This window comes from Hydrogenophaga sp. (assembly GCF_041633695.1).
Taxonomy (GTDB): Bacteria; Pseudomonadota; Gammaproteobacteria; order Burkholderiales; family Burkholderiaceae_C; genus Hydrogenophaga.
In genome coordinates this window covers 1-11,160 of sequence record NZ_JBFJMY010000112.1, presented here as the reverse complement: position 1 = coordinate 11,160, position 11,160 = coordinate 1, and the positions used below count along the sequence as shown (strand labels likewise).

The window sequence follows — 11,160 nt, the reverse complement described above, 5'->3', positions numbered from 1 at the left end:
GTCGGGCGCAGCGGGGCGGGCAAGACGACCCTGGTGAACCTGCTGCCCCGCTTCTACGATGTCGTCGGCGGGCGCATCACGATCGACGGCCGTGACATTCGCGACGTGTCCCTGGCCAGCCTGCGGGCCCAGATCGGCATTGTGCCCCAGGAGACCGTGCTTTTCTCGGACACGGTGCTGGAGAATATTCGCTACGGCCGTCTCGACGCCACGCGGGCCGAGATCGAGGCCGCCGCCGCGGCCGCCAATGCCCACGACTTCATCCGCGAAGAGCTACCCGACGGCTACGCCACGCGTGTGGGCGAACGGGGTATCAAGCTCAGGGCGAACGGGTCATAAAGCTCAGAGGGAAGGGGGCACCCAGCGCAGAGCGAACGCTTCATCCAACCAAGCCCAAACGGTTCCTGCTTCATGGAACTGAACCCAAAGCGGGCTGCCCGGTATGGCCTTGATCTGGATCAAGGCCGCCGCAGCAAGCGGGTTGCTCAATGGGCTGAGGGTTGAAAACCGGTGGATCAATGCCACATGCTCATCAACCGACCCTATACGGAGTGACCCTTTATGCGACTCGACAAACTCACCACCAAGTTCCAGGAAGCGCTGGGCGAAGCCCAGACCTTGGCGCTCGGCGCCGACCACGCCTATATCGAACCCAGCCATTTGTTGCTCGCCATGCTGCGCCAGGCCGACGGGCCCCAGTCGATGCTGCAGCGTGCCGGCGTCAATGTGCAAGGCCTTGCCAAAGCGGCCGAGGCCGCGGTGAAGCGCCTGCCCGAGGTGCAGGGGCAAGACCAGGTGCAGGTGGGCCAGGAGCTGGCCAAGCTCTTGCAGGCGACCGAAAAAGAAGCCATCAAGCGCGGCGACCAGTACATTGCCGGCGAACTGTTTTTGCTGGCGGTGGCCGACAGCAAGGGCGATCTGGGCCGTGCCGCGAACGAAAACGGGCTCACCCGCAAGAGCCTGGAGAAGGCGATCGAAGCCGTGCGCGGCGGCCAGAGCATGGACAGCCCGGAGGCCGAAGGCCAGCGCGAGGCGCTCAAGAAATACACGCTCGACCTGACCGAGCGCGCCCGCATGGGCAAGCTCGATCCGGTGATCGGGCGCGACGACGAAATCCGCCGCGCCATCCAGGTGCTGCAGCGCCGCACCAAGAACAACCCGGTGCTGATTGGCGAACCCGGTGTGGGCAAGACCGCCATCGTCGAAGGCCTGGCGCAGCGCATCGTGGCCGGTGAAGTGCCCGATTCGCTCAAGGGCAAGCGGGTGTTGAGCCTGGACATGGCTTCTTTGCTGGCAGGCGCCAAGTTCCGTGGAGAGTTCGAGGAGCGTCTGAAAACCGTGCTGAACGAGCTGGCCAAGGACGAAGGCCAGACCATTGTGTTCATCGACGAGCTGCACACCATGGTGGGCGCGGGCAAGGCCGAAGGTGCGATGGACGCGGGCAATATGTTGAAGCCTGCGCTGGCCCGGGGCGAGCTGCATTGTGTGGGCGCAACCACGCTGGACGAGTACCGCAAGTACATCGAGAAGGACGCGGCGCTGGAGCGGCGCTTCCAGAAGATCATCGTGGGCGAGCCCAGTGTGGAGGCCACCATTGCCATCTTGCGCGGCTTGCAGGAAAAGTACGAAGTGCACCACGGCGTGCAGATCACCGACCCGGCCATTGTGGCGGCGGCCGAGCTGTCCAACCGCTACATCACCGACCGTTTTCTGCCCGACAAGGCGATCGATTTGATCGACGAGGCCGCCAGCAAGATCAAGATCGAACTGGACTCCAAGCCCGAGGTCATGGACAAGCTGGACCGGCGCCTGATCCAGTTGCAGATCGAGCGCGAAGCGGTGCGCCGCGAGAAGGACGAGGCTTCGCAGAAGCGCTTTGGCCTCATCGCCGAAGAAATCACGCGGCTGGAAAAAGAGATCTCCGATCTCGACGAAATCTGGCAGGCCGAGAAGGCGCAGGCCCTGGGCTCCAAGGACGTGATGGAGGAGATGGACCGCATCCGCTCACAGATCAAGTCGTTCACCGAAAAGGGCGACTTCAACAAAGTGGCCGAGCTGCAATACGGCAAGCTGCCGGCCTTGGAAAAGCGCCTGCAGGAAGCGCAGGCCAAGGAATCCACCAAGGACGGTTCGGGCACGGGCGCGCGTTTGTTGCGCACCCAGGTCGGTGCCGAAGAGATTGCCGAGGTGGTGAGCCGCGCCACCGGCATTCCCGTGGCCAAGATGATGCAGGGCGAAAAAGACAAGCTGCTGCAAATGGAGACCAAGCTGCACGAGCGCGTGGTGGGGCAGGACGAAGCCATTGGCGCGGTGGCCAACGCCATTCGCCGCTCGCGCTCGGGGTTGAGCGACCCGAACCGGCCCACGGGTTCGTTCCTGTTTCTGGGCCCCACGGGCGTGGGCAAGACCGAGCTGTGCAAGGCGCTGGCGGGTTTCCTCTTTGACAGCGAAGACCACCTGGTGCGGGTGGACATGAGCGAGTTCATGGAGAAACATTCCGTGGCCCGCCTCATCGGCGCGCCACCCGGCTACGTGGGCTACGAAGAGGGCGGTTACCTCACCGAGGCGGTGCGGCGCAAACCGTACAGCGTGCTGCTGCTCGACGAAGTGGAGAAGGCGCACCCCGACGTGTTCAACGTGTTGTTGCAGGTATTGGACGATGGCCGCCTGACCGATGGCCAGGGGCGCACGGTGGACTTCAAGAACACCGTGATCGTGATGACGAGCAACATCGGTTCGCACCTGATCCAGGCCATGGTGGGGCAGCCGTACGAGGAGATCAAGGACGCGGTCTGGGGCGAGCTGAAAGACCATTTCCGCCCGGAATTTCTCAACCGCATCGACGAGACCGTGGTGTTCCACGCGCTGGACGCCCAGCACATCGAGTCGATCGCCGAGATCCAGCTCAAGGTCCTGGTCGCCCGGCTGGAAAAAATGGATTTGCATTTGCAGGTGACGCCTGGGGCGGTGGCCGAGCTCGCCAAGGTCGGCTTCGACCCGGTGTTTGGCGCGCGCCCGCTCAAGCGTGCGATCCAGCAACGCATCGAGAACCCGCTCTCCAAGCTGTTGCTGGAAGGCCGTTACCCGCCCAAGTCGGTGATCCCGGTCAGCGTGGACCCGGTGCAAAACCCGGGCGTGTTTGCGTTTGGTGAGAGCACGCCCACGGCCTGATCCGGTGGCGCCATCAAAAAGGCCGAGGTCCTGTATGGACCTCGGCCTTTTTTTGTTTGGTAGGTGCCGGATTCAGCGGCTCTCGAACACCTTTTCATAGGTCTGGCGCAAGACGTTTTTTTGCACCTTGCCCATCACATTGCGCGGCAGCTCGTCGACCACAAACAGGTGCTTGGGCACCTTGAAACCGGCGATCTGTTTCTTGAGCGACTGGATGAGCTGGTTCGCATCGAGCTGGGCACCGGGGCGCGCCACCACCACCGCCACCACGCCTTCGCCGAAGTCGTGGTGCGGGCAGCCGATGACCGCCGATTCGCCCACACCGTCGAGTTCGTTGATGAAGCTTTCGACCTCGGCCGGGTAGACGTTGTAGCCGCCTGTGATGATCAAGTCCTTGCTGCGGCCCACGATGGTGAGATAGCCCTGCGCGTCGAAGCGCCCCACGTCGCCGGTGCGAAACCAGCCGTCGGCGGTGAACTCCTTGGCATTGGCTTCGGGCATGCGCCAGTAGCCCGGGAAGACGTTGGGGCCCTGGACCTGGATGGCACCGATTTCGCCGACCGGGCAGGGCACTTCCTGGTCGTCCATGCAACGCACTTGCACACCGGGCAAGGGCTTGCCCACCGTGCCACCCACGCGGTCACCGTCTTGCGCGCGGCAGGGGTTCGAGGTCAGCATCGCGGTTTCGCTCATGCCGTAGCGCTCCAGAATGGTGTGCCCGGTGCGTTGCTGCCATTCGGCAAAGGTTTCGGTGAGCAGGGGGGCAGAACCGCTGACAAACAAGCGCATGTGCTCGCAGGCCTGCGGCGTCAACCCACTTTCCTGGAGCAGGCGCACGTACAAGGTAGGCACGCCCATGAACACGGTGGCTTGTGGCAGCCAGTCCAGCACCTGGGTCGGGTTGAACTTGCCCATCCACAACATCTTGCTGGCGTTGAGCAAGGCGCAGTGCACGGCGACAAACAGGCCGTGCACGTGGAAGATGGGCAGCGCGTGGACCAAGACGTCGCCGTCTTGCCAGTCCCAGTAGCTGTGCAGGGTTTGGGCGTTGGAGCTCAGGTTGCTGTGGGTGAGCTGGGCGCCTTTGCTGCGGCCGGTGGTGCCGCTGGTGTACAGGATCGCGGCGAGGTCGTTGGCCTGCACCTCGCGCACCGGGTGCGTTGGCGCCTGTGCCAGCGCCACGTCCATCAGGCTGCCCGTGCCATCGGCCGCCAGCGTGGTGAATTGCCGAACGCCGAGCCGGGTCATCAGCGGGGCCAGGTCGGCTTCGCGTGCGGGGTCGCCGACAAACACCGCAGGCTCCGCGTTTTCAATGAAGTAGGCCAGTTCGGCGGCCTGGTAGGCCGTGTTCAGCGGCACATAGACCATGCCGCAGCGCAGGCAGGCCAGGTAAAACAGCAAGGCGGGCACCGATTTTTCGACCTGCACCATCACCCGGTCGCCGGTTTTCAGACCCAGGCTCTCCAGCCAGTTGGCCATGCGGGCGGAAATGCCGTCTATGTCGGCAAAGCTGTAGCTCTGGCCGGTGTCGGTTTCGATCGCGGTGCGTTGCAGAAAGGGGCTGAAGCCGGCGTGGAAATGGGCGTACAGGTTGGGGTTTTTCATGTCGGTGTGGTCCGTTCAGGGCTTGGGCTTGAGCAGGCGTTTCACGGCTGCGGAGTGGCTGACCTTGTTGTCGACGAACTGCTGGTGTCGGGTCTCGACCGCATCGATGTCGTACAGGTAGTTGACCATCAAGCCCATGGATTGTTTGACCGCTTTGCGCGAGAGGTCGGCGGCGAAGTTGATGCGTTCGAGCCGTGCGCCGTTGTCCAGATGGAAGCGGGCCACCGGGTCGCTCAGGCCTTCGTGGGACCCGTTCACGAGGAAGCGGGCGCACAGACCGGTCAGGTCGTCGCGCAGGGCCTTGGGCATGTCTTCGAAATCGCTGCCCTGGGCGCTGCTGTGGTTTTGCCGCCAGTCTTTCACGCGCTGCAAGGCGCCGGCCCATTCGGGCTTGTTGTCTTCTGCCATGGCCTGCGTCAACCAGCGCGAAAAACCCGGTATGGGTGAGAGCGTGCAAAAGACCTTGAGTTGTGGCAACTCGGTCTTGAGCTGGTCGGCCACTTTCTTGATCAGGAAGTTGCCCAGCGACACGCCGCGCAGCCCGGGCTGGCAGTTGCTGATGGAGTAGAAAACCGCGGTGCGGGCCGCGCTCGAAACCGGTGTGTCGGGTGCAGGTTCCAGCAAGGGCGCGATGGCGTCGGGCAGGTCTTGCTCCAGCGCGACTTCCACAAAAATCAGCGGTTCACCCGGCAGTTGCGGGTGGAAGAAAGCGTAGCAGCGGCGGTCGGGCTGCAGGCGGCGGCGCAAGTCGTTCCAGCCGGTGATTTCGTGCACGGCTTCGTGCTGGATCAGCTTTTCCAGCAGCGAAGCGCTGGACTCCCAGTCCACCCGCTCCAGCCGCAGAAAGCCGGGGTTGAACCAGGAGCTGAGCAGGTGCAGGAAATCGGCATCCACCACCGCCAGCTCGGGGTTGCTCTTGCGCAAATCCAGCAAATCGTTGCGCATGGCCAGCAAGACCGCCGTGCCGCCGGGGGCGCGGTTCACACGCCGCAACAGTTCCTGGCGCGGTGGCTCGACCACCTGGGTCAGTTGCGCCAGGTGCCCGGCGGTGGGCGCCTGCGCGTACAGACGGGCAGTGGTGAGCACCTGTTCGGGGTTGGGCGAGAACCCGGTGGCCAGGGCGGCGAAGAAGGCTTCGCGCCGCTGCGCGGGCAGCGCCTGGTAGCCCTCGATCACTTCCTTGGCCAAGGCATACACGTTGGCCTGGCCGCGCTCGGATATCAGCTGGTGGCAGGACCGGATCAGTGGCTCCAAGGAACGGTCGGAACGCGCTTTCTGCGTCAATTTGAGGAGTTTTTCAAGCATGGATTCAACCCATCAAGGCTTTGGGCAGCCAGGTGGCAATTTCAGGAAACACGCACAGGATCACAATCGCCAGCACCATGCACAGCATGAAGGGAAAGGCGCCTTTGAGGATGGTGGGCAGGCGAACGTCCGGGGTGATGCCGTTGATCACAAACAGGTTCAGACCCACGGGTGGTGTGATGAGACCCAGTTCCATGTTGATGGTCAGGATCACACCAAACCAGATCGGATCGAAACCCGCTGCGGTGATCACCGGCATCAGAATCGGTGTGGTCATCAGGATGATGGCGGCAGGTGGAAGAAACATGCCCGCCACCAGCAGCAGCAGGTTGATCGCGGCCAGGATCACCCATTTGTTGACCTGCATTTCACCGATGGCTTCGGCCACCGATTGCGTGACCTGCAGCGAAGACATCATGTAGCCAAAGAGGATGGAGGTGCCGATGATCATCAGCAACATGCCGGATTCGCGCAGACCGTCGCGCAGAATGGCCCACAGGTCCATGGGCTTCCAGACCCGGTAGATCACGATCACCATGAACAGGCACAGCGCGGCACCGACGCCGGCCGCCTCGGAGGGGGTGGCAATGCCGCCATACAACGCATAGACCACGCCGACGATCACGGCCATGAAGGGCAGCAGCTTGGGCAGCAGTTCCAGCTTCTCTTTCATGCTGTAGATGCGGTCGTGGTCCACCAGCACGGTGCCGCGTTTCCAGCTCAAAAAGAGCGCCCAGGCCATGAACAGGCCGGTCAGCAACAGGCCCGGCAGCACACCGGCCAGAAACAGCCGGCCAATCGAGGTTTCTGAGGCGATGCCGTACAGGATCATGGTGATGCTGGGCGGGATCAGAATGCCCAACGTGCCGCCTGCGGCTATGGCGCCGGTGGCCAGGTCGGCGTCGTAGCCGCGCTTGCGCATTTCGGGAATGCCCATCTTGCCGATGGCCGCGCAGGTCGCGGGCGACGAGCCGGTGAGCGCCGAAAAGAGGGCGCAGGCGCCGATGTTGGAGATGACCAGCGAACCCGGCACCCGGTGCAGCCAGCGCGCCAGGGCTTCGTAGAGATCGCTGCCGGCGCGGGACGACGCGACCGCCGCGCCCATGATGATGAACATGGGCAGCGACACCAGGGTGAAGTCGCTCAGGCCCGCAAAAATGGTTTCTGGAACGAAGTGGACGCTCTGCCAGCCGTCGAACACGACCATGAACAGCAAGGCCACGGCACCCAGGCCGAAGGCAATGGGCAGCCCCGTGGCCAGCACGGCCACCGTGACCACAAAAATCAGCAATCCAATGGCGAGCGCACTCATGGAGACTCCGGGAAAAAAAGGGGTCGAATCGATCGGTTCACCCGCCCGCTACACCAGGTCGCGGGGGCGTGTTGAACACCGGTTCAGAGATGGTCTTCGGGTGAAAGACCGTAAGGATGTTCGCGCTGGGTGATGACCAGCCAGATTTCGGCCAGGTACTGCAGGCACAACAAGGACAAACCCACCGGCACCGCCAGGTAAGGAATCCACAGGCGTGCGCGCCACATGGACGAGGTGGTCTGGTTGCTGACCCAGGTTTCTTGCCACCACGGCAGCGAGGCGTAGAGGAAGAAGCCGCAAAACGCCAGCGCGATCAGGCTGCCCAGCAGGTGCAGGGCGCGCCGCATGGGCGTCTTCACCATGAGCGGCAACACGTCCACCGCCACGTGACCGCGCGTGAGAAGAATGTAGGGCGCACCAATAAAGGTGGCCGCCACCAGCGAATACATGACGAACTCGGTCTGCCAGATGGAAGACTGGCCGAGCACCGCCCGGACAAAAACCATCTGGCACACCACGGCCACCGAGACCAGGATCATGCCCGCGGCGATCACACCGGTGAAGCGCGAGAGCGCCTGCACCGCCGCGATCCAAACCGGCATAGGCGCTCGGTTACTTGACACTCAAGGCCTTTTCGATCAGCTCCTTGCCGCCCGGCACCTTTTCAGCGAAAACCTTGTACGAGGTCTTCTGGGCCACGGCGCGCCAGGCGTCGGCATCGGCATCGCTCAAGGTCACGACCTTGACGTTGTTCTTTTTGTAGACGTCCACCAGTTCTTCGTCGAGCTTCTTCGATTCGGTGTTGAAGTAGGCTTCGGCCTTTTTGGAGGCGGTCATCAAGGCCTTCTTCTGGGCGTCGTTGAGCTTGTCCCAGCTTTTCATGGAAATCAGCACCGGCTCGTACATGAACCACAAGGCGTTGTCGCCGGGTGCGGTGATGCACTTGAGTTGCTCATACAGGCGGAACGACACAAAGCTGCCCGACGAGGTGTCGGTGCCCTGAGCCACGCCTTGTTGCAAGGCGCTGTACACCTCGCTGGAAGGGATGGACACGATCGATGCACCAGCGCCGGCCCACATTTGCGAGAACGTGGCACCAGCGGAGCGGACCTTCAAACCGGCGGCATCTTCCGGGCGCTGGATGCATTTGTCCTTGCCGCCAAACGCGCCGGCCAGCCAGGCATCGGCCAGCACCTTGACGCCACCTTCTTCGATGACGGCTTTGATGTCTTTCATGAAGGGCGAGGCGTTGATGCGCTGCGCGTGTTCATGGCTCTTCACCAGACCGGGCATCAGGGTGGCGCCGAACTGGGGGTGGAAACCCGAGGCGTAGTCCAGCGGAAACGAGGTCATGTCGATCTGGCCGCTCAGCATGGCTTTCCACTGCTCTTGCGCTTTCACCAAGCTGGAGCCCGGGAACACCTTGATGGTCAAATCCACGTTGGCAGCAGCCACATCGCGGGCGATCATTTGCACCATTTCATCCCGCACATCGCCTTTTCCGCCCGGGAACTGGTGCGACGCCTTGAGCACGGTCTCCGCCTGGGCGGTGGTCGCCATCAGGGCGGCGGCGGCCAAGCCCAGTGCTGTCATGCTCCACGAAATCTGCTTTTTCATCGGTGTCTCCTGTGTGAATGAACGGGTTTGATGTATAAATCAGCAACGATGTTATATGCAACAGAGTGCCTGCTTGCCTAGTAATAACCCGAGCACGGGTGCTTGAACGCCCAAAGAGAGTCCCGGTATGACCCGTCAGTCCCTGTCCCATTCGCAGTCCCGCTCCCGCGTGCAGCACGTGCGCGAGCAACTTGAAGACGACATCGTCAATGGCCGTCTGGCGCCTGGCGTGCAGGTCGACGTGGAGCAGTTGGTGGCGCGTTTCGCGGTTTCGCGCACCCCGGTGCGCGAGGCCTTGCAACAGCTGGAAGCCAGTGGATTGGTGGAGGTGCTGCCCAAACGCGGCACCTACGTGGCCAAGGTGGGCATTGCCGAACTGATCCAGATGTTCGAGGTCATGGCCGAACTCGAAGCCATGTGCGCCCGGCTGGCGGCGCGCCGGGCCGACCCCGGCGTGATGGCCGAGATCGAAACCGCTTTGCACCAGTGCGAGCAGGAAGCCACTTCGAGCGACGTCAACCAGTACTACTACGCCAACGAGCAGTTCCACCAGATCATTTACCAGGCCTGCGGCAATCCGTTTCTGGTGCAGCAGACCACGGCGCTGAAGAACCGGCTCAAGCCCTACCGCCGATTGCAGCTGCAGATGCGCAACCGCATCCACCAGTCCTTGAGCGAGCACCAGGCGATCGTGCAGGCGATTCGGCAGGGCGACAGCGAGGCGGCCGCCACCACGGCGCGCGACCATGTGTTGATCCAGGGGCAGCGGTTCACCGATCTGATGAGCATGACGGACCGTTCGCAAGCGCGGGTTCCGGTGGGCAGCACCACAGAAACCGCCGCGCTGCAGGCTTGAGCGGCGGTTGTAGAAGGACGAGACGAATGGTTTGTGGCGCGGCAGGCCGCGTGGCCCGCTAATCCTGTGGCGCCAATTCTTCGTCGGCGTCCACCACGATGGCTTGCCCACTGCGCTGCAAATAGCCCATCTTGAGCATTTGCCCGGCCAGGTGGGAGATATCCTCACCCAGCAAAAGCGACAACTCCCGCACGCCACGGCGTCCGTTGGCCATCAACAGCAGGCTGTGTTTTTGTCGGCCCAGGACATCGGGACGCGACAGGGCGTCCCAGGCCTTGGGGGTTTTGGCTAAAGGCTTGCTGGTGTCCACATTTTTTCTCCCTGAATCCATGTAGTCGGTGTCTCATATTTTGATGATGGGCTGCACAGAATACGTGTCAGATATGACAGGCGTTTGAAGCGGCTGTGATTCCGTGCACGCGCAGGGCCGAAAGGCATTTCGTGCTCTGCTCTCGCCAACGATCGTTCTCTACCGTTCCTGCACGGATGGCGGTGCCTCGCGCCCGACGAGGATCTGCCGCAGGCGCTCAAAGTCCGGCGCGCAAGCGCGTGGGAGCTTGGCCCATGGCCGCTTTGAACATGGCGGTGAAAGCGCTGTCGCTGGCATAACCGCAGGCCACCGCGACCTGGCTGATGGGCGCGCCGCGCGCCAGCAGCGGCAAGGCGTTGGCCAACACCGCTTGCTGCCGCCATTGCTGGTAGGTGGTCCCCAGCTCCTCCCGGAACAGCCGGGCCACGGTGCGTTCACTGGCACCGGTGTTGGCGGCCAGCTGGGCCAGCGTGGCGCGCTCGCCCGGTGCACGCAGCACCGCGTCGCACAAAGCGCGCAGGCGTTTGTCTTTTGGCATGGGGACCCCGAGCAACTGGGTGTCGGCATGCGCCAGCTCGTCCAGCACCAGTTGGGCCAGCAGCGCGTCTCGCGTCGGCTCGCTGGCCCGGTGCGTGGCCGCGTCCATGGCTTGCACCAGTTCGCGCAACAGCGGCGAAACCACAATCATGCGGCAACCCTGCCAATCAGCCGGCGTGGCGCTGGCGTGGATGTACAGGGTTTGCAGTTCGGCCGTTTCGAGCACCGTGATCGCGTGGTGGGTGGCCGGCGCAATCCACACCGCGCGTGAGGGCGGCACGATGTAGGCGACCGCCTGGAGGTTGGCGTCGTCCGGGACGACCATCACCTGCACGATGCCGGTGGCGCAGTAAGCGAGCTGGCTCCAGGGATGGCTGTGGGGCGCGAAATGGGTGTCGGCGGTGAGCGCGCGTGCCCGCACCCGGACCGGGCGTTGCGCGTCGGGCG

General features: G+C 63.2%; 10 protein-coding genes. 3 read left to right on the top strand and 7 right to left on the bottom strand.

The window, feature by feature from the left end; all coding sequences use genetic code 11:
• The coding region (locus ABYB95_RS09155; RefSeq protein ID WP_372658153.1) for an ATP-binding cassette domain-containing protein at positions 1–339 on the top strand (339 nt) is incomplete at its 5' end.
• Positions 340–561: 222 nt separating this feature from the next.
• Positions 562–3,171 (top strand): ATP-dependent chaperone ClpB, encoded by a 2,610-nt coding sequence (gene clpB / locus ABYB95_RS09150; protein WP_372658152.1) that lies wholly within the window; start codon positions 562–564, stop codon positions 3,169–3,171.
• 72 nt (positions 3,172–3,243) lie between these two features.
• Here the strand turns inward: clpB and ABYB95_RS09145 are convergent, their stop codons facing one another.
• From ABYB95_RS09145 to dctP, 5 genes are all read right to left on the bottom strand, one after another.
• The gene (locus ABYB95_RS09145) at positions 3,244–4,776 is read right to left on the bottom strand and encodes a malonyl-CoA synthase (RefSeq protein WP_372658151.1); all 1,533 of its coding nucleotides are present in this window, start codon (positions 4,774–4,776) and stop codon (positions 3,244–3,246) included.
• Positions 4,777–4,791: 15 nt separating this feature from the next.
• Entirely contained in the window at positions 4,792–6,081 is a 1,290-nt protein-coding gene (locus ABYB95_RS09140; RefSeq protein WP_372658150.1) for a malonyl-CoA decarboxylase, read from the bottom strand.
• A 4-nt stretch (positions 6,082–6,085) separates the two neighbouring features.
• Entirely contained in the window at positions 6,086–7,393 is a 1,308-nt protein-coding gene (locus tag ABYB95_RS09135) for a TRAP transporter large permease (RefSeq protein WP_372658149.1), read from the bottom strand.
• An 83-nt stretch (positions 7,394–7,476) separates the two neighbouring features.
• Positions 7,477–7,995 (bottom strand): TRAP transporter small permease subunit, encoded by a 519-nt coding sequence (locus ABYB95_RS09130; RefSeq protein ID WP_372658148.1) that lies wholly within the window; start codon positions 7,993–7,995, stop codon positions 7,477–7,479.
• A gap of 10 nt (positions 7,996–8,005) precedes the next feature.
• Positions 8,006–9,010 (bottom strand): TRAP transporter substrate-binding protein DctP, encoded by a 1,005-nt coding sequence (dctP, locus tag ABYB95_RS09125; protein WP_372658147.1) that lies wholly within the window; start codon positions 9,008–9,010, stop codon positions 8,006–8,008.
• A gap of 127 nt (positions 9,011–9,137) precedes the next feature.
• Between dctP and ABYB95_RS09120 the strand changes: the two genes are divergently transcribed.
• A complete protein-coding gene (locus tag ABYB95_RS09120; RefSeq protein ID WP_372658146.1) occupies positions 9,138–9,866 on the top strand; it encodes a GntR family transcriptional regulator in 729 nt (242 codons plus the stop codon).
• A 58-nt stretch (positions 9,867–9,924) separates the two neighbouring features.
• Here the strand turns inward: ABYB95_RS09120 and ABYB95_RS09115 are convergent, their stop codons facing one another.
• Together ABYB95_RS09115 and ABYB95_RS09110 are read right to left on the bottom strand one after the other, a co-directional pair.
• A complete protein-coding gene (locus ABYB95_RS09115; protein WP_372658145.1) occupies positions 9,925–10,176 on the bottom strand; it encodes a hypothetical protein in 252 nt (83 codons plus the stop codon).
• Between the two features lie 217 nt (positions 10,177–10,393).
• Positions 10,394–11,160 (bottom strand): helix-turn-helix domain-containing protein (locus tag ABYB95_RS09110; protein ID WP_372658144.1); only part of this gene is annotated, 767 nt, incomplete at its 5' end.

Excerpts from the sequence above, each read along its gene's own strand:
- ABYB95_RS09135 (WP_372658149.1), bottom strand. The coding sequence starts at position 7,393 with ATGAGTGCGCTCGCCATTGGATTGCTGATTTTTGTGGTCACGGTGGCC.
- ABYB95_RS09120 (WP_372658146.1), top strand. The coding sequence starts at position 9,138 with ATGACCCGTCAGTCCCTGTCCCATTCGCAGTCCCGCTCCCGCGTGCAG.
- ABYB95_RS09130 (WP_372658148.1), bottom strand. The coding sequence starts at position 7,995 with ATGCCGGTTTGGATCGCGGCGGTGCAGGCGCTCTCGCGCTTCACCGGT.
- ABYB95_RS09145 (WP_372658151.1), bottom strand. The coding sequence starts at position 4,776 with ATGAAAAACCCCAACCTGTACGCCCATTTCCACGCCGGCTTCAGCCCC.
- dctP (WP_372658147.1), bottom strand. The coding sequence starts at position 9,010 with ATGAAAAAGCAGATTTCGTGGAGCATGACAGCACTGGGCTTGGCCGCC.
- ABYB95_RS09140 (WP_372658150.1), bottom strand. The coding sequence starts at position 6,081 with ATGCTTGAAAAACTCCTCAAATTGACGCAGAAAGCGCGTTCCGACCGT.
- clpB (WP_372658152.1), top strand. The coding sequence starts at position 562 with ATGCGACTCGACAAACTCACCACCAAGTTCCAGGAAGCGCTGGGCGAA.